Below are 20,223 nucleotides of genomic sequence, written 5' to 3' on the forward strand. Positions count from 1 at the left end.
CCGCGGATTATACGGGAGCGCCCTCCCTGCTTCAAGCCCGCGGCGGCTGTTATTCGCGGATGATGCGCCAGTTCACCACACGGGGCTCGCCCGCCTCCGACACCGTGTTGCCGTAGATGCTGGACTTGCCCTTCACGTCGGTGCCGAGCACGCGGATGCTCGATCCGACCCGGACCAGCGAGGTATCGGCCAGGCCGCCCAGAATGGGGTCGGTCATCTCCACCTGCTTGTAAAGGCCGCTTTCCAGCTTGTACAGCACGCTCTGGCCGGTGCCATAGCTCACCGCATAGACGATTGCGTTACCTGTGGCATTGCAGGGGTCGTCGTTCATGATCGAGCCCACCCACGTCACCACGCCGTCGTTGGCCTGCAGGCTCAGGATGATGCGCTCGGAGACACCGCCATTGGAACCGGTGAGGTCGTAGTACCAGCCCATCGGCTTGGCGCTGTCGAGCTTGGCCCCCTCGATGAGGTTCGAGACTGCGACGAGATTGCTCCGCGTGACCGGGAAGAACCCACCGCTCGGGAACGGAACCTGATAAGACTTGTTACCGAAGGCGCGGGTCTTGGTGCCGTCGCGCACCGCGTACATGGTCTGCTGCTGGGTGCTGCCCTGGTCCTCGGGAGCCAGCAAGCGCCCGGTACCCACAAACACGTAACGCTTCAGGTCGTCGGCAGAGTATTCGATCTTCGGCGCAGTGGTGATGGGCTGGCCGGAACCGCCGGTGCTGAAGGATGCAATCTTGGTGACCGGCGGGAGATCGTCCGACGCGTTGCTGAAGTCGAAACGCCAGAGGTTACCGTGGAGGTCGCCGCCATAAACGTAGTCGAGGATGTACTCCTGGTAGCTGGGCGTGTAGCCCTCGATCTGCGCGAAGCCGGACGGCGAGGATGCACTGCCGGATTCGGGCCCGGTATAGACCGGCGATGACCCGAGCAGCTCGCCGGTCTTGGCGTTGAGGATGAACAGCACGCCCTGCCCCGGCTTGGTTCCGCCGATGTTGTTGTAGCCGCCGGTGAGGATGACCACCCAGCCCCAGCGGAGGGTCTTGGCAATGAGCGGGCGACCGAAGCTGAAGCCCATGTCGGGGTGGGTGAACTCCCACAGCACCCGGCCGGCGATCTCTTCTTCGGTGAGCGTATCGGTGATGTTCGTCACATCCATGGCAATGAAGCTACGCCCGCCCTTGCCCTGACCGGCAACGAGAATGGTGCGCCAGTCGGCCTCCGCGGCAGGGCCGAAGGAGTCGAGACGGGCGCCCGTGCGGGCGAAATCCACGTCGCGGATCTCCGGGGTGGCGTTCATGTAGTAGCGGTGCGAATAGTTCTTGCGCGCAAGGGCCTGCAGACCGCTCACTTCGGGGTTCAGATCCGGGCCTTCGTAGACCGAATACGGCACCACCGCGAAGACCTCCTGCCCCCCGCTCGCCCCTTCCGAGGCGTCGAAGGCGTGCAGCATGCCGTCGTTTGCACCCACGAAGATCAGGGGCTTGCGGGATGCCTGGTCGGACTTGAAGCGGGTGTAGCCGGGGTTGTAGGACTCGGCGTAACTGGCGCTGGGTTTGCCCAGGTAGACCACCTTGGAATCGACGATGTCACCCAGCAGCGAGGCGCGCTGACGGTACAGGTTGCTTACCGCGGTGGTGGATTCATAGGTGCGGTCGCCGCGCAGGTAGTTCAGGATGCGCTCGCCGTCGGCGGGGTCGCCGGCCGGCGCGGCGGAGGTCTTGCTGAGGTTGAGCTTCTGGACATCCGACAGGTTCCGCCACAGGAAGGGCTTGGCCTTCAGGTCGGCAGGTGTCGGGGCCTTCATGGCGGAGTCGGATGGCACCATCGTCACGATCTTGCGCCCGGCACTGCCCTGGGCGTCCACCTTGGCCGCGGCGCGCCAAAGGGTGGTCACGTCGAGGGAGTCGTCGGTCGAGATCTTGTTGACCTTGGAGGCCACGATGTCCCCCGACCAGGACGCGGCGTCGTACGAGCCCTGGAAAGTGTTGGCCCCGCCGCTCGTCGCACTCACCTGCGAACTCGACAAGGCCGCCCCCGCCCCGGAGCCCGAACCCGAGGCGATACTCTGAAACGCGCTGCGCAGGCCCGCCACCATGGCGTCCGGGCTATCGGCGGTGAAGTAGTTGTTGGGCAGGGGGTCGCCGTCGCGGCTGCGGATGGGGGTGCCGGCAGTGGTCCTGTCCACCCAGGTGTCCTTCGAGGCGTCGAAGGGGCCGGGCGGCGTGGTCTTGGTCGGCTTCTTGTAACCGCCGTACTTGGTGGCCAGCCAGTATTGATTCTTGGAGATGTAGCCCACCTCCATCACGTCCATCCAGTAGGTGTCCACGGTCTGGATGCCGTCGATGTCGGTGCGCAGATCGCTCGAATGAGCGTAGTAGGCCAGGCCGGCGATGTAGTAGCTGCCGTTGTAGATGGTCCTGCCGCTCAGGCCGGGCATGCCTTCCAGGGCGCCGACCTCGTCCGTCCAGGCTTTCGCCGTCTTGAGGGAGCCCATGTTGGAATCGGCATCCGCCGGGTAGCCATAGGGCGAACCCGAGAGGTTGAAGTCGAAGTTGCTGTTGGTGTCACCGATGCCGACGATGTAGTTCTTCTTGCACGACAGCGGGCCCTTCTTCGGGTACTTGGCGTCGGTAGCCGGATCGTTCCAGGTTGTGAACACCGGAAAGTCGTCGCGATTCGCCGCGTTCACGCCGGAGACATACGACTTGGTCGGCTTGAGGTTCTTGAAGTACTTGATCGCCTCGGCGTAGAGCTCGCTCACCGGATCCCACAGCTTGTACGACCTGGATTTCTGGCCGAACTTGTTGAGGTAGTTGATCGTCCCGCTGTAGGTCACGCCCTGCTCCGCGAGCATGTTGTAGGGGTCGGTGACGAAGGCGCCGGTTTCGGTGATCTCCGGCTCCACGCTCTGCACCATCGCCCGCAGCACGCCCCCGTCCTTGTAGATGTTGGGCGTGCCGTCGGCGTCGTAGTTGTTGTTGTCGTTCAGGAGCAGATAGCCGAAGGCCCCGAAGTACATCTTGTCCTTGTACTGCTGGATCAGGCCGACCGGCTTGTAGAAGGTCTTGGTGCCCGCCGCGTTCTGGTACTTCTTGCAGTTTCCTTCGAGCAGGGTGCCGGTACCGTCCGGATCCCGGCAGACCTCGACCCGCACGTTGAGGAACTTGCAGCCGGTGCAACTATCGTCCAGCCCGCCCAGCTTCAAGCCGAACTGGAAACCCAGGCCGCCGTTGCGGATGAACAGCAGGGTGTCCGAGCCGATCGCCCCCGTCACGCCGTAGTCGGACGGGTTGGTGTAGCTGGCGATGTCCCGGGCGAGGATGTATTTGTCCGGAAACTGGTAGAAGAAGTAGCCCTGAGCCGCAGCGAACGCCCGCTCGAGGATGGTCTGGGCCGAACCGCCGTCCGTGAAGGAGCGGGGCGTGTCGGTACTGCGGTTGCCGCCGGTGAGCGCCCACCGGAAGATGTCGGCGCCCTGCATCGTGGCCCAGTTGAGGAAGTGGCCGCTCCACGCCCCCGAACAGGTGTAGTTGGTCCCGGCCTTGCCGAGCGGCCTGAAATAACCGTCACTCCCGCCGGTGTACTCGTAACACTTGTACGGGTCGAAGTAGCCCAGATAAGGCACCGAGGCCGAGCCGTTGAAACCGTCCTTGAACGCCCGGCTCATGGCGGTGGGGAACTCCACCGACATGGTGAGCAGCACGTTGGCGGGCACGTCCGACACCAGAATGGGTTGATCGGCCAGGGGCGTGGTTGCGGCCCCTGCCGGCCCCGTGACGCCAAACACCAGCGCCGCGGCAGCCAGCACTCGGGACAGGCCGCTGCGCCTGACGAAAGTCGAAAAAATACTCATTTGCAACATCCTTCTCGACGTTTCCGGGTTACTTGACGCGAGTGGTGACCGTAGCCTGGATGTAGGTCTGCGTATTGCGCACACCGTCGCTACGAATGGTGATCCGATAAAGCGGAAGGGAAATGGAGCCGCGCTTGTCCTGACGGTAGGAGCCACCCCGTTCGTACCGGTCGGAGACCGAGCACTTCTTCTCGTCGGAGGGGCCGTAGTCGGAGCACATCCGCTCGATGATGAAACGGGTCTCGTTACCGCCCTCCAGCGTGCCGTCGGTCTTGTTGGGCTTGATCGTCGAGAACTTGGCGTCGAAGGTGGTCTTGTCCTTCAGGATGAGCGGGATGCCGTTGCCGTCGGTCTCGAGCAGGCGGGGGGAGTAGTTCATCGCCACCCACTTGCCCACCGCGTCGGCGCAGTCGGGCGTGGTGGGCACGCAGTTGGCGTACTTGTCGCTGACGAAATCGGGTAGTTGCATGGCCTTGAACGCCGCGTTCATGCCAACGCTGGTGCGGTTGACCGAATCGCGCTTGAAGGCGAGGTTGCCCGACAGGATCGACGAGGTGTCGATCGAGCGGAGCGTGGAGACGCCGCCGAGCATCATCACGACGAGCACGACGAGCACCACCGCGAGCACGGTCCCCCGCGACCGGCTCGGGCGTGACGAAAAGCGGGGGCGAACACTGGAAGCCATGACGGTACCTAGGATTTCGGGGTGGACTTCATGTTGCGCAGCGGGATGACCCAGTCGTAAACCTGATAGCCGTAACGCTGCTCTTCCGTTTCGAGCTTGCGCGTCACCTTGCGCTTGCTGCTCAGGTCGCCGAAGAGCACCACCTCGGTGAGCTTCGCGTCGGTCAGCACGAGCTGGGGCGAGCGCACCACCAGGCCGATCCGCACTGCCTTGATCTGGTCGATCTTCTGCTCGGTAGCCGTCTTGCCGTCCATCAGGTCGGCCAGGGTCCAGCCGGCCTCGCCCGGCGAGATCCACTCATCGACCACGTTGTCGTTGGCCGTGCCGCCCACGCCGTTATCCACCCCGTAGCGCACCTTGAACAGCACCACGTTCTCCCCGAAGGGCATCATCCCCGAGCGCTGGAGCAGGTCGTACTCGACCAGCTCGCCGCCCTCATTCACGGTGATGAGCGCCATGGTCGGGCCAGCCTCGCGCCCCAGGTGAAAAGCCGACGGGCTGTCGGCGATGGAGGCCAGGGAGCCGTAGGAGGTGGCGGAGATATTGAGCTTGATGTTGGTGTAGGAAGCCGGCGCCAGCACTGCGCTCTCGGCGGGCATGACCTTGAGGCCATAGGACGGATCTGCGACCGCCTTGCCACCCGAGAAATCCGATGCTGCCTGGACGATCTGGCAATCGCCGGGGCCAGCCGCCACGTCCTGGGGCACCGCCAGGAAGAGATCGTCCACCGCGACGCCGGTGTTGGCGATGCCGATCCCGTTGGGGTTGGTCACATTGAGCGACCTGCCGTCGCTGTCGAAGGGCATGTCCCGGTTGCTCGACGCCGAACTGCCGGCGATCACCAGGGCGATGTCCGACCCCTCGCCCCCGTCGAGCACCCCCACCGGCATCACCCGCACGTTCTTGGTGAAGCCGCCGAAGGGGTCGGGATAAGCCGGTGCCGGCAGCAGCGCGGTCTTGCCACGGGTGGCCACCAGCTTGCAGCCCCACACGTTCCGCCCCTGGACCAGCGACGCGCCCGCCTCCTCGAACAGCATGCCCAGCCGGGCGCCGATCAGGGACGCGGTCTGGACGGTATCCGCCGCACCGCTGACGTTGCGCCGGAAGGTCTCGCTGCTCGAGAACGAGCGCATGATGACGAGGGACGCCAGCAGGCCGATGGCCATACCGACCACCACCTCGATCAGGCTCACGCCAAGTTGGCGCCGCCGTTGCGGCAGTCCCGGGACGAATCTGATGCGCATGAGGAATCCTAGAAAAGCAGCGCCCTGGTTTCGTAGATGCCCTTCACCTCCCGCCCGCCTTTGTCCAGCGTGGTGCCGGGCAGGGTCCACTCGATGCGGACATTGACCAGCATGGTCTGGGACGTGGATGAGGTGGAGAAGGTCGGGGTGACGACCGGGCTGGGCAGACGACTGCCGCCCACCACCCGGTTGGCGACCCAGGTCTTGAGTTCGCTGCCGCCCACCGCGTAGCCGGATTTGACCTTGGTGATGTCGGTGGCCGCCATCTTGGCGATCAACTCGTCGGCCAGCATCGCAGCCTCGGTGCGAAAGCGGCTGTCCGCCGCGATCTTCGCGGAGGCGGCCTGAAAGCCGATCAGCCCGAGCAGGCCGAGGGAGAAGATCAGCAGCGCCACCAGCACCTCCAGCAGCACGTAGCCCGCCTGACCCCTGTTCTTCTTCATGATCGATCGCTCCGTCACAGCTTCGGACACTTGTCGGTCGACACCAGCGGCATGCACGCGAAGGGCTTGCCGGCGCTGATCGCCGGGTCGCATGTCCGCACGCCGCCGCCCGGGGTGACGAAGACGCACATCACCCGATCGGCGCCCGGCCGGGTCACCCGGAACACCATGTACTCGGAAACCGCCGCACCCTTGATGTCGAGCACCCGACCGGTGCCGGTGAACACCAGATTGGCCGGCCCCTCAAGGGCCACGTCGGACGACACGTCCTTCATCCGGAAGGCGTTCACGTAGGCCATCGAGACGTCGGAGAGCGGCGTGAAATCCGCCCCCAGCACCCGCGACGCCCAGTTGCTGCCGTTGATCGCCGCGCTCAGGGCCTTGATCTTCTCCTTGCTCGGATCATCGTTGGTCAGCAGGAACTCGACCCGCTGGTTGCGGCGGATCGCCTCGGCTTCCGCCTGGCGCAGGCCGTTCTGGACGATCTCCGCAGCGGACGCGACCGAATTGCGCCGCACCCAGTCGCCCAGCTGGGGCACACCGACCGCCATCAGGATTCCGACGATGGCGACGGTGATGATGAGTTCGAGGAGCGTGGTGCCCCGCTGGCCGCCACGTTGCATCATGAGCATGAGGTCTGGCTCTTGGATTTCAGCCAGCACGGCTGGGCGGCGCCGACGGAGGGCGTCTTGGAAGTCTTCTCGCCGGACTGGTTGATGGTGTAGGTATAACCGTCCATCGTCTTGCCGCTGGTGCCCTTGGCGGTCAGGGTGAAGCTGCTGTCCGAGCACTCCACGGTAATGCCGAAGGCGGTGTCCTTGAACAGCCCGGACAGATCCGGGCAGCTCGAGCCGTCGATGTAATAGCTGCGCATGGAGTTGAAGGTCTGCTCCATCCGGACCTTGCCCTCCGCCAGCGCCCCGGTCACCTCGGCGATCCTGCTCTGGGCGATGTGGCCGGTATACGAGGGCACGGCGATCATGGCGAGGATGCCCGCCACCACCGCCACAATCATCAGTTCGATGAGTGTCAAGCCACGCTGCTTTTTCATTCCACATCTCCTTTCAGCCTACGATGCCATCGGCTTTCGCGTAAGGCGAGCGCGGTTCGACCAGCGGGAAGCCAAGCCCGACAGGCGGCAGCGGCCCCCGGAAACGATGGGCTATCGTGCACCCGTCGCCTTCCGAAGTCTCCGTTTCCGTCCGCCGGTGCCCACCTCCATGCCTCCGCCGGCCCTCTCGCCGCGTCGGCGCCTGGGCCTCGCCCTGCTCCTCTCGGCGCTCGCCCACGCGGCCCTGGTGGGCCTCCTCACTCGCCCCGACGGCGGTGGCGCCAGAGCCCCCGCACCCCTCACCGCCCGGCTCGCCAACCCACCCCGGGCGGCGAGCCAGCCCACCGCGCCTCCCCGGGCCACCCCGGCAGCGCCGACGCCCGCTCCCGCCCTCCCCAGCCCGGCGCCAGCCGAACCGGCCACGCCGCCCAGCCCCGACGCTTCGCCCGCCCCTTCCCCGGCCGACGCGCCCCCCGAAATCCCCGCCGACTACCTCCCTCTCGCCGGCCTCGCCCGGGAGCCCGAGCTGGTCACCGAAGTCCCGCCGGACGTCTGGCCGCCCCTGCCCGGCGCCCCCGACGGCGTGTTCCGGCTCGAACTGGCGATCGGCGCGGATGGCGTCGTCGATCTGGTGGTGCCACGCTGCGAGCCAGCCCTCTGCCCGGCCGCCAACGCCTACGCCGAGATCGTGCGGCAGTGGCGCTTCCAGCCGGCCGAACTCCTCGGCCGCCCGGTGCGCAGCAAGCTCAAGCTCGAGTTCGAGCTGGGCGACCCGGCCCGCGCCGACGCTCAGGCCCCGCGCCAGTAATCCGGCCGGGCGAAGTAGCCGCGCAGGTGGTCGATCAGCAGCCGCACCCGCAGCGGCAGCCGGCGGTTCTGGGGGAACACCGCGTAGATCCCGGTGGGCGGCGCGGCGTAGTTGTCGAGCACCGACACCAGCCGCCCCTCGGCCAGATCCCGCTCCACCTCCCACATCGACCGCCAAGCCAGCCCGATGCCGCCCAACGCCCAGTCGTGCAGCACGGTGCCGTCGTTGCACTCGAAGCGCCCGGACACCTTGATGGTGCGCACCTGCCCGGGCGCCTCCAGATCGGCGAACACCCAGCCCCGCTGGGGGTCGAGGGACAGGCAGTCGTGCTGCACCAGCTCCTCCGGGCGGGCCGGCGCACCGCAGCGAGCCAGGTAGGCCGGGCTCGCCACCACCACCCGACGGTTGTCGGCCAGGCGCACCGACACCAGGCTCGAATCGGTCAGCTCGCCGATGCGGATCGAGCAATCCACGCCTTCATTCACCAGATCGACGAGGCGATCGGATAGGTCGAGGCTGCAGGTCACTTCCGGGTTGGCCGACAGGAAATCCCGCACCAGCGGCGCCACATGCCGCCGCCCGAAGCCCGCCGGCGCCGACACCTTGATGTGCCCGCTGGCCTTCACCCCGCCCAGGCTCACCGACGCCTCGGCATTGGCGAGGTCGTTCAGGATGCGCTGGCAATCCTCCAGAAACGCGCTGCCTTCAAAGGTGAGACTGAGGCGCCGGGTCGAGCGCACCAGCAGCTTCACCCCCAGCCGCTCCTCCAGGGCGTCGATGCGCCGGCCCATCATTGCCGGGGTCACGCCCTCGGCCCTCGCCGCGGCCGACAAGCTGCCGCGGGTGGCCACGCCGACAAAGGCGGTGATTTCCTTGAAGCTGTTCATTTCATACTATAAGTAAAAAATCATTTGATTTTATTATGGCTTCTTTTTTCTTTAATCATTGAATAAACTTCGCGGCATTGCAACAAAATCGATCCGCGTCCGCCCCCGTCATGGCCCAGCCCGCCCAATCCGCCTCCCGAATCCAGGCCGTCGCCTTCGATGCCTTCGGCACGCTGTTCGACGTCTACTCGGTGGGCCTGCTGGCGGAGCAGCTCTACCCCGGACGGGGCAGCCAGCTTGCCGACCTGTGGCGCCAGAAGCAGATCGAGTACAGCTTCATCCGCACCCTCTCGGGCCGCTACAAGCCCTTCTGGGAGATCACCCAGGACGGCCTCACCTGCGCCGCGGCCCGGCTGGGCCTCGAACTGGACGCCCCCCGGCGCACCCAGCTCATGAACCAGTACGCCTGCCTGTCGCCCTTCCCCGAGAACCTCGGCGTGCTGCGCGCGCTCAAGAAGGCCGGCATCCCCACCGCGATTCTCTCCAACGGCACGCCCGAGATGCTCGCCGTCGCCATCAAGAGCGCGGGCATGCACGGCCTGTTCGATCACGTGCTGTCGGTGGACACCGTGCAGCGCTACAAGCCCCACGCCGACGCCTACGCCCTCGGCCCGGCCGCCTTCGGCTGCCCCGCAGAGCGCGTCCTGTTCGTCAGCGCCAACGGCTGGGACGCCGCGGGCGCCACCTGGTACGGCTACACCACCTTCTGGATCAACCGGAGCGGCCAGCCCCTCGAAGCCCTCGACGTCGCCCCCACCGCCAGCGGCCGCAGCATGGACGACATGCTGGCCTTCGTCGAAGGGCGGCCCCGCCGATGAGCGCCGACCGACGCGCCATGCCCCGTATCGAGACCTATTCTTAACGCACTTCAACCTTCACCATCAGGAGCCACCATGAGCCTCACCCTCCCCGCCGGCATGCAGATCAACGCCCCGATCCTCCCGGGCTACGAATCCATCCTCACCCCGGAAGCCCTCGAATTCGTCGCCAAGCTGCACCGCGCCTTCGAGCCCCGTCGCCAGGAACTCCTGAAGGCCCGCGTCGAACGCCAGGCCCGCATCGACGCCGGCGAGATGCCCGACTTCCTGCCGGAAACCAAGCACATCCGCGAAGGCGACTGGAAGGTTGCCCCGCTGCCCAAGGCCCTCGAATGCCGCCGCGTGGAGATCACCGGCCCGGTCGAGGCCAAGATGATCATCAACGCCTTCAACTCCGGCGCCGACTCCTACATGACCGACTTCGAGGACTCCAACAGCCCGAAGTGGGAAAACCAGATCCAGGGCCAGATCAACCTCTACAAGGCCATCCGCCGCGAGCTGTCGTTCAAGAACGAAGCCGGCAAGGAATACAAGCTCAACGACAAGGTCGCCACCCTGCAGATCCGCCCCCGCGGCTGGCACCTGGACGAGAAGCACGTGCTGGTTGACGGTCAGCGCGTCTCCGGCGGCATCTTCGACTTCGCCCTGGTCTTCTTCCACAACGCCAAGGAGCAGATCGCCCGCGGCGCTGGCCCGTTCTACTACCTGCCGAAGATGGAAAGCCACCTGGAAGCCCGCCTGTGGAACGACATCTTCGTGATGGCCCAGGATCACTGCGGCGTGCCCCAGGGCACCATCAAGGCCACCGTGCTGGTCGAGACCATCCTCGCCACCTTCGAGATGGAAGAAATCCTGTACGAGCTGCGCAACCACTCCGCCGGCCTCAACGCCGGCCGCTGGGACTACATCTTCTCGTGCATCAAGAAGTTCAAGAAGAACAAGGATTTCTGCCTGGCCCAGCGCGGCGCCATCACCATGGAAGTGCCCTTCATGCGCGGCTACGCCCTGGCCCTGGTGCAGGCCTGCCACAAGCGCGGCGCCCCGGCGATGGGCGGCATGTCGGCCCTGATCCCCATCAAGGGCGACCCGGAAGCCAACGAAAAGGCCCTCGCCGGCATCCGCCACGACAAGACCCGCGACGCCAACGACGGCTTCGACGGCGGCTGGGTGGCTCACCCGGGCCTCGTCTCCATCGCCATGGAAGAGTTCGTCAAGGTCCTGGGCGACAAGCCGAACCAGTGGGAAAAGCAGGTCGAAGGCAAGTTCGGCCCCGAGCAGTGGCTGGACTTCCGCCCCACCACCCCGATCACCGAAGCCGGCCTGCGCAACAACATCAACGTCGGCATCCACTACCTGGGCAGCTGGCTGGCCGGTAACGGCTGCGTGCCCATCCACAACCTGATGGAAGACGCGGCCACCGCCGAGATCTCCCGCTCGCAAGTCTGGCAGTGGGTGGTGTCGCCCAAGGGCGTCCTGGACGACGGCCGCAAGGTCACCGTCGAGATGGTCCGCCCGATGATCGCCGAGGAACTCGCCAAGGTGAAGGCCACCGTGACCGCCCAGGGCGAAGACACCGCCAGCTACGATCAGGCCGCGGCGATCTTCGACAAGATGTCCCTGACCCCGGAGTACCCGGAGTTCCTGACCCTGCCGCTGTACGAAGCGATGGAATAAGCGCCGGGCAGCAGTTCCGCCACGCAGCGCGCGGCGTCGGGGCAACCCGGCGCCGTTTTTTCTTGCCCGACGCCCCACCCGGCCGCCCTGCCACAACCCGCCCCAAACCACCAGGAAGGACATCACCCCTCGCCCGGCATTCCGCAGCCCGGCGTGACAAACACCACGAATACCGTCGAAATTTTTTACAGTTGCCTGCAACGTGGGCCAAAGCCCCCGGATTTTTCGTTTGTTTGCAAAAACTTACAAATAAGGCACAAGACTTGCTATCCGTCTGGCGTTTTCCAACCCAACCGGACCCGACGCCATGCAATCCGCCCGCACCAAGCTCATCGGCGCTGCACTCCTCAGCCTTGCGCTGCCGCTCACGGCCCAGGCCGCGGCCACCCTTGAGAACAACTACATCCTCGCCGGCGTCAGCGACTACGGCACGCTCGGCTCCAACAAGACGACGTCCCCGGGCATCCTGTTCGACCCCACCGGCCTCAGCATCTACGGCATCAACGACTTCCTGGCGCCGGGCACGCCCTACGAAGGGTTCTACATCACCTCGTCGGCCGGCAACTACCAGAGCAACAACACCGGGCACTCGTCCAACAACTTCCTGAGCTTCGCGCTCGACCAGATCTCCGCCACGGTGGTCAACGCCACCGCCAACTCCAACGACGGCCTGCTGGGCATCAGCAACCTGTACTCCCTCACCACCATCGGCAGCCGCTCGGTGATCGAGATCACCACCACCCTGACCAACAACGGCACCGGCGCCCTCGACCGCCTGAACTTCCTGCGCACCCTCGATCCGGATCCCGACGTCAACGCCTACACCATCTACGACACCATCAACACCACGCTGTCGTCCGATCAGGCCTGCGCCACCGGCGCCAAGACGGGTCAGACCCTGTGCATCTTCACCGCCGACACCCGCACCCACAACGCCGGCGTCAGCGCCAGCTGGGCCAAGAACCCCGCCACCTTCCTGGCGGGCACCAACAGCGGCAACGGCGATTTCGTCCTCGGGATCGGCTTCGACCTGGGCAGCCTGGGCGCCGGCAACAGCCTGAGCTTCACCTACGCCTACGCCCTCGGCGAGACCCTCGACATCGCCTCCGGCGGCAGCACTGGCGGCGCCGTTCCCGAACCCGCCTCCACCCTCCTGATCGCCACCGGCGTACTGGGCCTGGCCGGCATGCGGCGCTTCGGTCGCCGTCGCGGCTGACCGCCCGTCGCCCGGATCGCCGGGCATGCACGCAAAAACGGCACCCGCGCAAGGTGCCGTTTTTGTTGGCTGGCAGTGTCGCCCAGCCCGCGCCAAACCAGCTCCGCTCAATCGCCAGCCAGCGCCTCCAGCGTCGCGGCATCGATGCCCTGGAGACGCACCCGCTTGCTGCGGGAGGTCTCGCCGCTCACCAGCGCCACCGCCGACCGCGGCACGCCGCAGGTCTTTGCCAGAAAGGCAACGAGCGCCGCGTTGGCCTTGCCGTCGACCGGCGGCGCCGCCAGCCGGATCTTCAGCGCTTCACCGTGAAGGCCGGCGATCTCGGTCTTCTTTGCGCCGGGCTGGATGTGCAGGCTCACCACGAGACTGCCATCCGCCGCCCGGTTGAACCACGCCATGCCTCAGGCCAGCCCGAGCAGCATGTACTTGCCCATCGCCAGGGCGTTCTGCCCCAGCTGCAGCAGCAGCAGAAGCACGATCGGGCTCAGATCCACCCCGCCGATGGGTGGGATGAGGCGGCGGAAGGGGCGCAGGAAGGGTTCGGCCAGCGCGTAGATCACCCCCGCCAAAGGCGCGTGGGGATTGACCCACGAGAAGATCGCCGACATCAGCACCACCCCCATCAGCAGGTAGAGCGCCACCTTGACCGTCTCGAGCAGCCCGACGCCCCACATGGCCACCAGCAGGCCGATGGGGTCGGCCCCCTCGATGGCGCCGCGCACCGCCAGCGCCACGAACACCACCAGCACCTGAACCACCCAGGCCGGCAGCAGGCTCGCCAGATCTAGCCCCTTCAGGCCCGGAATGAAGCGGCGCAGGGGAATCACCAGCCAGTCGGTGGTGGCCACCACGAACTGACCGATCGGGTTGCGGAAGGAGATGCGCTGCCACTGCATCACAAAGCGCGCCAGGAGCACACCGGAGAGCAGCCCCCCCAGGGTGTCGATGAGCGTGAAGAGCAGGCTGCCGAACATGGCCATCCTCCCGTCAGTCGCGACCGAGCTGGTCGCCCAGCTCACGCCCGCGCGCTTCGGCGGCCTTCACCGCACGCTCGACGATGGCCGGGAGACCGTCCGCCGCAAAGGACTTGAGCGCCGCCTCGGTGGTGCCGCCCTTGGAGGTGACCCGCTCGCGCAGCACGCCCGGGGATTCCTCGCTGCCGGCGGCCAGCTTCGCGGCGCCGAGCACAGTGTCGATGGCCAGCTTGCGGGCGGTGGCGGCATCGAAACCGATGGCCTCGCCCGATGCCTGCAGGCATTCGATGAAATGGAAGACGTAGGCCGGGCCGCTGCCCGAGATCGCCGTCACCCCGTCGATCTGCGCCTCGTCCGGCACCCACACCGTGCTGCCCACCGCGGAGAGCACCTGCTCTGCCGCGGCACGCCCCGCCGCATCCACCGACGCATCGGCGTACAGGCCGGCGATCCCCGCGCCGATCAGCGCCGGGGTGTTGGGCATGGCGCGCACCAGCTTGCGGTAGTCGCCCAGCCAGCGGCCGATGTCGGCCAGCCGCAGCCCCGCGGCGATGCTCACCACCACCTGCCCGGCGAGCCGACCGGCGATGGGCGCCACGGCCGCCTTCAACTGCTGCGGCTTCACGGCCAGCACCAGCACGTCGCAGGCCAGCGCCTGCTCATCCAGCGCCGCCACCGCCCGCACGCCGAACAGGCCGGAGAGCTTCTCCCGCCCCTCTGCGGTCAGTTCGACCGCCTGCACGCCTGCGGGGTCGAAGCCCTGCTTGACCAGTCCGCCGATCAGGGCCGCCGCCATGTTGCCGCCGCCCAGGAAGGTGATTTTCATCGTCTCGGTTCCACCAGATTTGGTTGAGGAATGCCCGGCGGCGGTGCCGGCCGGGCCGGGTGAATCAGCTTGTGTAATTGCGCGACCCGAAGATCGCGGTGCCAACGCGGACCATCGTCGAACCTTCGGCGATGGCGGCTTCGAGATCGTCCGACATGCCCATCGACAGGGTGTCGAGATCGAGCCCATCGGCCCGGAGCTGCGCCATCGACTGGCGCAAGGCCGCGAAGCGCGAACGCTGCAGGGCCACGTCGGCCGTGGGTTCGGGAATCGTCATCAGCCCGCGCAACCTGAGGCGCGGCAGGCTCGCCACCGCCCGCGCCAGCCCGGGCAGCTCGGCCAGCGAGACACCGCTCTTGCTGGCCTCGCCGCTCACATTGACCTGGATGCACACCTGCAGCGGCGGCAGGAAAACGTCCCGCTGCTCCGACAGCCGCTGGGCGATCTTCAGCCGGTCGATGGAATGCACCCAGGCGAAACTGTTGGCCACCGGCCGGGTCTTGTTGCTCTGCAGGGGGCCGATGAAATGCCACTCCAGGCCCAGATCGGCCAACGCCTCGACCTTGGCCACGCCTTCCTGCACGTAGTTCTCGCCAAAGGCGTGCTGACCGGCGGCGGCGGCTTCGCGCACGGCGTCGGCCGGCCAGGTCTTGCTGACCGCCAGCAGACGGACCTCCGCGGGGTTGCGACCGGCATCGGCAGCCGCCCGGGCGATGCGCGCGACAAGGTTTTGGAGGCGGCCGGAGAGGCCTGGCATATAATTGCTCAACGCTTAATTTCAGGCTGGAAGGGCCGTTGAGTATAGCATTGGCCCTTGAGCCGGAATCCGGCCCCGGGGCCTGCCCGCAGGCACTACCCGACATTCTCCCCCAGCCCAGAGTCTCCAAAGATGGACATCACCGAACTGCTCGCATTCACCGTCAAGAACAAGGCGTCCGACCTGCACATCTCCGCCGGTCTGCCGCCGATGATCCGGGTCCACGGCGACGTGCGGCGCATCAACCTGCCCGCCCTGGCCCACAAAGACGTGCACGGCATGGTGTACGACATCATGAACGACCAGCAGCGCAAGCAGTACGAAGAGTTCTTCGAGACCGACTTCTCGTTCGAGATCCCCAACCTCGCCCGCTTCCGGGTCAACGCCTTCAACCAGAACCGCGGCGCGGCGGCGGTGTTCCGGGTCATTCCCTCCAAGGTGCTGACCCTCGACGAGCTGAACTGCCCCAAGATCTTCAAGGACATCTCCAACCAGCCCCGGGGCATCGTGCTGGTCACCGGCCCCACCGGCTCGGGCAAGTCCACGACCCTCGCGGCGATGGTCGACTACGTAAACGAGAACGAATACGGTCACATCCTCACGGTGGAAGACCCGATCGAATTCGTCCACGAATCCAAGCGCTGCCTCATCAACCAGCGGGAAGTGTCCCGCGACACCCAGTCGTTCAACGCCGCCCTGCGCTCTGCGCTGCGGGAAGACCCGGACGTGATCCTGGTGGGCGAAATGCGCGATCTGGAAACCATCCGCCTCGCCCTCACCGCCGCCGAAACCGGCCACCTGGTGTTCGGCACCCTGCACACCTCGTCCGCCGCCAAGACCATCGACCGTATCGTCGACGTCTTCCCGGCCGCCGAAAAAGACATGGTGCGCGCGATGATGTCCGAATCCCTGCGCGCGGTAATCTCCCAGACGCTCCTCAAGACCAAGGACGGCACCGGCCGGGTGGCCGCCCACGAGATCATGATCGGCACCCCCGCCATCCGCAACCTGATCCGCGAGAACAAGGTCGCCCAGATGTATTCGGCGATCCAGACCGGCCAGAGCGTCGGCATGCAGACCCTCGACCAGTGCCTGGCCGATCTCGTCCGCCGCAACATCGTCTCCGGCGCCGAAGCCCGCCTGCGCGCCGCTAACAAGGACAGCTTCCCGGTCTGACCCCGCCTTACCGAATTCGACCCCGCCGGCCCCTGCCGGCAGCCACAGGAATCCACCATGGAACGCGATCAGGCCCTCAAGTTCATGCATGACCTGCTGAAGCTCATGCTTCAGAAGAACGGCTCCGACCTCTTCATCACCGCCAACTTTCCGCCCGCCATCAAGATCGACGGCAAGATCGTGCCGCAGTCCAACCAGCAGCTCACCCACACCCACACCGCCGAACTGGCGCGGGTGGTGATGAACGACCGTCAGGCGGCCGAGTTCGAAGCCACCAAGGAATGCAACTTCGCGATCTCCCCGCCGGGCATCGGCCGCTTCCGGGCCAACGCCTTCATCCAGCAGGGCCAGGTGGGCCTGATCCTGCGGACCATCCCGCAAAAGATCCCCAACTTCGACGAACTCGGCCTGCCGCCGGTGCTCAAGGATATCGCCATGTCCAAGCGCGGGCTGGTGATCTTCGTCGGCGGCACCGGCACCGGCAAGACCACCTCGCTGGCGGCGATGGTGGATTACCGCAACGAGAAGAGCTTCGGCCACATCATCACGATCGAAGACCCGATCGAGTTCGTGCACGCCCACAAGAACTGCATCGTCACCCAACGCGAGGTGGGCATCGACACAGACTCGTGGGAACCGGCCCTCAAGAACACCCTCCGGCAGGCGCCCGACGTGATCCTGATGGGCGAAATCCGCGACCGGGAGACGATGGACTACGCCATCGCCTTCGCCGAAACCGGTCACCTGTGCCTGGCCACCCTGCACGCCAACAGCGCCAACCAGGCCATCGACCGGATCATCAACTTCTTCCCCGAAGAGCGCCGTCACCAGCTGCTGATGGATCTGTCGCTCAACCTGCGGGCGCTGATCTCCCAGCGCCTCCTGCCCATGTGCGACCGCAAGGGCCGGGTGCCGGCGGTGGAGGTCATGCTCAACTCGCCGCTCATCTCCGACCTGATCTTCAAGGGCGAGATCCCGGGCATCAAGGAGGTGATGAAGCGCTCCAGCGACCTGGGCATGCAGACCTTCGACCAGAGCCTGTTCGACCTCTACGAGCGCAACCTCATCACCTACGAGGACGCCCTGCGCAACGCCGACTCGATGAACGACCTGCGCCTGCAGATCAAGCTCAAGAGCAAGCGCGGCGACCGCGACGTGCTCTCCGGCATCCAGAACCTGGACATCGTTTAATGCCGTGAGGAGTGATGAGAGAGGAGTGAGGCGCCAGCGCTGACGATCGTCAGCGCACACGCGCAGATAACGGCCACCTCACTCCTGACTCCTCACTCCTCACCGCCCTTGGGCTTGCGAGCCGAACCCGTCACCATCAGGTATTCGAACAGCCGGCACTCGATGGCGCCGTTGAAGAGCGGCGTGCGCTTGCTGGCCTTGAGGCGCACGCCCTTGGGCAGCAGCGGGTCGCCGGTGAAGAAGTACGCCCGCCAGCCGCTCCAGTTGGCTTTCAGGGCGTCGCCCAACTTCGGGTAGAAGGCTTCGAGTTCCGACGTATCCGACAACCGCACGCCGTAGGGCGGGTTGGCCACCAGCACGCCGCTCGCCGCCGGCGCCTTGCGGTCGAGCAGATCCATCCGCTCCAGCTCCACGCAGCCCTCCAGCCCGGCGCTGCGCAGATTGACGAAGCTCTTGCGCACCTGATCCTCGACGATGTCCGAGCCGTAGATGGGCAGCGGACGCGGCGCCTGCCGGCGGGCGTCGGCCGCCTTGCGGATCGGCAGCCAGGTGTCCCGCTCGAAATGCTTGAAGCGCTCGAACGCGAAATGCCGGCCCAGGCCCGGCGCCACGTCGAGGGCCATCTGGGCCGCCTCGATGAGGAAGGTGCCGCTGCCGCACATCGGGTCGCACAACGCCTCCTCGCCGGGCTGCCAGCCGGTGAGGCGCAGGATGCCGGCGGCGAGGTTTTCCTTCAGCGGCGCCTCGACCGCCGCCGACTTGAAGCCGCGCTTGTAGAGCGGCTCGCCCGAGGTATCGAGATACAGCGTCACCGTATCGGCCGACAGGAAGGCATGCACGCGGATGTCCGGCGCCTGGGTGTTCACATCCGGCCGACGGCCGACAATGGTGCGGAAGTGGTCGCACACCGCGTCCTTGATCTTCAGCGTCGCAAACTCCAGGCTGCGCAGCGGCGACTTGTGGGCGGTGACGAACACCCGGATCGTCTCGTCCGGCGTGAACCACTTGGCCCAGGTGGGCGCGTAGGCGATGCGGTAAATGTCGTCCTCGTTGCGGTAGCGGCCCATCGAGACCTGCCACAGCACGCGGGTGGCGATCCGGCTTTCCAGGTTGGCGCGATAGCACAGCGCCCAGTCGCCGGAAAACTGCACGCCGCCGGGCACGGCCTTCGGATCGGTGGCGCCGATGGCACGGAGTTCATCGGCAAGAAGCGGCTCGAGGCCGCGGGGGCAAGGGGCAAAGAAGTTCAAGGCAGCAATCCGGTTCGGAAATCAGGTTCGGTCGATCAGAAGGGCTTCAGCACGACGAGGAAGACGCAGGCGAACAGCACCAGCACCGGCACCTCGTTGAAGAAGCGGTACCACACGTGGCTGCGGGTGTTGCGCCCTTCGGCAAAGGCCCGCATCAGCCGGCCGCAATACAGGTGATAGACGATCAGGAAGGTGACCAGCGTCGTCTTGACGTGCAGCCAGCCGCCGGTAAAGCCGAAGCCAAACCACAGCCACATGCCCAGCGCCACGGCGAGGATGCCCAACGGCGTCATGAAGCGGTAGAGCTTGTTCTCCATCAGCGCGAGGCGATCCAGCGTGGCCTTGTCGGTGGCCATGGCGTGATTCACGAACAGCCGCGGCAGGTAGAACAGGCCGGCAAACCAGCTGGTGACGAAGATGATGTGCAGGGCTTTGATACTCAGAAAAAGCATGATTCAGGCTCGAAGGTAGGAAATCAGGAAACCGCCAGACGACGCGCACGCAACGCGTCGGCCACGGTGGGATACATCAGGCGGGCGCGCAGTTCCCGCTTGATGCGGTCGTTCTTGAGGCGCCGCGATTCGGACATGAACGACAGGGTGAGCGGCGACAGCCGCCCGACCAGCTCGGCCCGGGGCAGCCGCGGCGGGCGCGGCAGGCCAAGCGCGTCGGCCACCAGATCGAAGTACTCGCCCATCTGCAGGCAGCTGTCGTCCGACGCGTTGTAGGCCCGGCCGGGCCGCCCGCGGAACAGCGCCAACCCCAGCAGGCGGGCCAGGTCGTCGGCGTGGATATGGTTGGTGAACACGTCGTCCGCGGGCGTCAGCACCGGGTCGCCCTTTTCGAGACGCGCCACCGGCAGGCGGTCGCCCCCGTCGTAAATACCGGGCGCCCGGAGCAGGCTGACCCGGCACCCGCTGCGCTGGCCGAAGCGCCTCAGGTGGCGTTCGGCTGCAACGCGCCGCACCGCCCGGCCCGAGGCCGGACGCGGCGCCCGGGTTTCGTCCAGCCAATCGCCGGCGCAGTCGCCGTACACCCCCGTTGTACTTATGTAGATGAGCCGTCGTGGTAGACTCGCGCGATGCGCCAGCGCGGCGAGAAGACGGCGTGTACGCAGATCATCGCAACCCAAATTGGGCGGCGGCGCACAGTGCAGGATGTAGTCGGCAATACCCGCCAGACGGCCCAGGCTTTCCGGCCTGTCGAGGTCGGCGAGCACGGTGCTGGCACCGAGCGCCCTCAGGGCCGCACGCTCTTCCGGGCGGCGGACCACCGCGCAGACACGGAAGCGGCGGCACAACCAGGGGATGATCCGGCGCGCCACGTCGCCGCTGCCGACGATCAGGACTTGCTTCATTTTT

Annotated in this window: 20 protein-coding genes; 6 read left to right on the plus strand and 14 right to left on the minus strand. The window is 66.3% G+C overall.

Going from position 1 to position 20,223, the window contains the following annotated elements; all coding sequences use genetic code 11:
• Positions 1-49: 49 nt before the first annotated feature.
• The 6 genes from ACE3N6_RS01540 to ACE3N6_RS01565 form a co-directional block, all read right to left on the minus strand.
• Positions 50-3,862 (minus strand): pilus assembly protein, encoded by a 3,813-nt coding sequence (locus ACE3N6_RS01540; RefSeq protein ID WP_374243394.1) that lies wholly within the window; start codon positions 3,860-3,862, stop codon positions 50-52.
• 28 nt (positions 3,863-3,890) lie between these two features.
• On the minus strand, positions 3,891-4,490 hold the full coding sequence (locus ACE3N6_RS01545) for a hypothetical protein (RefSeq protein WP_374243395.1): 600 nt from the start codon (positions 4,488-4,490) through the stop codon (positions 3,891-3,893).
• 65 nt (positions 4,491-4,555) lie between these two features.
• Positions 4,556-5,791, minus strand: coding sequence for a PilW family protein (locus ACE3N6_RS01550; RefSeq protein ID WP_374243396.1), 1,236 nt, complete (start codon positions 5,789-5,791; stop codon positions 4,556-4,558).
• Positions 5,792-5,799: 8 nt separating this feature from the next.
• Positions 5,800-6,234: a prepilin-type N-terminal cleavage/methylation domain-containing protein gene (locus ACE3N6_RS01555; RefSeq protein WP_374243397.1), complete on the minus strand. Its 435-nt coding sequence runs from the start codon at positions 6,232-6,234 to the stop codon at positions 5,800-5,802.
• A gap of 14 nt (positions 6,235-6,248) precedes the next feature.
• Entirely contained in the window at positions 6,249-6,866 is a 618-nt protein-coding gene (locus ACE3N6_RS01560; protein WP_374243398.1) for a Tfp pilus assembly protein FimT/FimU, read from the minus strand.
• Positions 6,857-7,285 (minus strand): type IV pilin protein, encoded by a 429-nt coding sequence (locus tag ACE3N6_RS01565; protein ID WP_374243399.1) that lies wholly within the window; start codon positions 7,283-7,285, stop codon positions 6,857-6,859. The genes ACE3N6_RS01560 and ACE3N6_RS01565 overlap by 10 nt, the downstream gene beginning before the upstream one ends.
• Before the next feature lie 169 nt (positions 7,286-7,454).
• Here ACE3N6_RS01565 and ACE3N6_RS01570 point away from each other — a divergent pair, with 169 nt between their 5' ends.
• Complete coding sequence (locus ACE3N6_RS01570; RefSeq protein WP_374243400.1) at positions 7,455-8,093, plus strand: hypothetical protein; 639 nt, start codon at positions 7,455-7,457, stop codon at positions 8,091-8,093.
• Here the strand turns inward: ACE3N6_RS01570 and ACE3N6_RS01575 are convergent.
• Positions 8,075-8,980: a LysR family transcriptional regulator gene (locus ACE3N6_RS01575; protein WP_374243401.1), complete on the minus strand. Its 906-nt coding sequence runs from the start codon at positions 8,978-8,980 to the stop codon at positions 8,075-8,077. The genes ACE3N6_RS01570 and ACE3N6_RS01575 overlap by 19 nt on opposite strands.
• 110 nt (positions 8,981-9,090) lie before the next feature.
• On the opposite strand from ACE3N6_RS01575, the gene ACE3N6_RS01580 reads away from it, so the two are divergent.
• The 3 genes from ACE3N6_RS01580 to ACE3N6_RS01590 all read left to right on the plus strand — a co-directional run bounded on the left by ACE3N6_RS01580 (position 9,091) and on the right by ACE3N6_RS01590 (position 12,688).
• Complete coding sequence (locus ACE3N6_RS01580; RefSeq protein WP_374243402.1) at positions 9,091-9,798, plus strand: haloacid dehalogenase type II; 708 nt, start codon at positions 9,091-9,093, stop codon at positions 9,796-9,798.
• 75 nt (positions 9,799-9,873) lie between these two features.
• Positions 9,874-11,472 carry a malate synthase A gene (aceB, locus tag ACE3N6_RS01585; RefSeq protein WP_374243403.1) on the plus strand — a complete coding sequence of 533 codons (1,599 nt, stop codon included), beginning with the start codon at positions 9,874-9,876 and terminating at the stop codon, positions 11,470-11,472.
• Between the two features lie 307 nt (positions 11,473-11,779).
• Positions 11,780-12,688: a PEP-CTERM sorting domain-containing protein gene (locus ACE3N6_RS01590; RefSeq protein WP_374243404.1), complete on the plus strand. Its 909-nt coding sequence runs from the start codon at positions 11,780-11,782 to the stop codon at positions 12,686-12,688.
• A 107-nt stretch (positions 12,689-12,795) separates the two neighbouring features.
• On the opposite strand, the gene ACE3N6_RS01595 is transcribed toward ACE3N6_RS01590, so the two are convergent.
• The 4 genes from ACE3N6_RS01595 to ACE3N6_RS01610 form a co-directional block, all read right to left on the minus strand.
• The gene (locus ACE3N6_RS01595) at positions 12,796-13,086 is read right to left on the minus strand and encodes a DUF167 domain-containing protein (RefSeq protein WP_374243405.1); all 291 of its coding nucleotides are present in this window, start codon (positions 13,084-13,086) and stop codon (positions 12,796-12,798) included.
• Positions 13,087-13,089: 3 nt separating this feature from the next.
• Positions 13,090-13,662 carry a YggT family protein gene (locus ACE3N6_RS01600; RefSeq protein ID WP_374243406.1) on the minus strand — a complete coding sequence of 191 codons (573 nt, stop codon included), beginning with the start codon at positions 13,660-13,662 and terminating at the stop codon, positions 13,090-13,092.
• 13 nt (positions 13,663-13,675) lie between these two features.
• Positions 13,676-14,488 (minus strand): pyrroline-5-carboxylate reductase, encoded by an 813-nt coding sequence (gene proC, locus ACE3N6_RS01605; RefSeq protein ID WP_374243407.1) that lies wholly within the window; start codon positions 14,486-14,488, stop codon positions 13,676-13,678.
• 64 nt (positions 14,489-14,552) lie between these two features.
• The gene (locus ACE3N6_RS01610; protein WP_374243408.1) at positions 14,553-15,245 is read right to left on the minus strand and encodes a YggS family pyridoxal phosphate-dependent enzyme; all 693 of its coding nucleotides are present in this window, start codon (positions 15,243-15,245) and stop codon (positions 14,553-14,555) included.
• Between the two features lie 132 nt (positions 15,246-15,377).
• Here ACE3N6_RS01610 and ACE3N6_RS01615 point away from each other — a divergent pair, with 132 nt between their 5' ends.
• On the plus strand, positions 15,378-16,421 hold the full coding sequence (locus ACE3N6_RS01615) for a type IV pilus twitching motility protein PilT (RefSeq protein ID WP_374243409.1): 1,044 nt from the start codon (positions 15,378-15,380) through the stop codon (positions 16,419-16,421).
• Positions 16,422-16,478: 57 nt separating this feature from the next.
• Positions 16,479-17,612: a PilT/PilU family type 4a pilus ATPase gene (locus tag ACE3N6_RS01620; protein ID WP_374243410.1), complete on the plus strand. Its 1,134-nt coding sequence runs from the start codon at positions 16,479-16,481 to the stop codon at positions 17,610-17,612.
• A gap of 92 nt (positions 17,613-17,704) precedes the next feature.
• Here ACE3N6_RS01620 and ACE3N6_RS01625 read toward each other — a convergent pair whose 3' ends face one another.
• From ACE3N6_RS01625 to ACE3N6_RS01635, 3 genes are read right to left on the minus strand one after another with little or no spacing between them, the layout of a single operon-like run.
• Positions 17,705-18,871, minus strand: coding sequence for a class I SAM-dependent RNA methyltransferase (locus ACE3N6_RS01625; RefSeq protein ID WP_374243487.1), 1,167 nt, complete (start codon positions 18,869-18,871; stop codon positions 17,705-17,707).
• A 26-nt stretch (positions 18,872-18,897) separates the two neighbouring features.
• The gene (locus ACE3N6_RS01630) at positions 18,898-19,314 is read right to left on the minus strand and encodes a CopD family protein (protein WP_374243411.1); all 417 of its coding nucleotides are present in this window, start codon (positions 19,312-19,314) and stop codon (positions 18,898-18,900) included.
• Between the two features lie 23 nt (positions 19,315-19,337).
• Complete coding sequence (locus ACE3N6_RS01635) at positions 19,338-20,219, minus strand: NAD(P)H-binding protein (RefSeq protein ID WP_374243412.1); 882 nt, start codon at positions 20,217-20,219, stop codon at positions 19,338-19,340.
• Positions 20,220-20,223 lie beyond the last annotated feature (4 nt).

This window comes from Zoogloea sp. (assembly GCF_041904905.1).
Taxonomy (GTDB): Bacteria; Pseudomonadota; Gammaproteobacteria; order Burkholderiales; family Rhodocyclaceae; genus Zoogloea.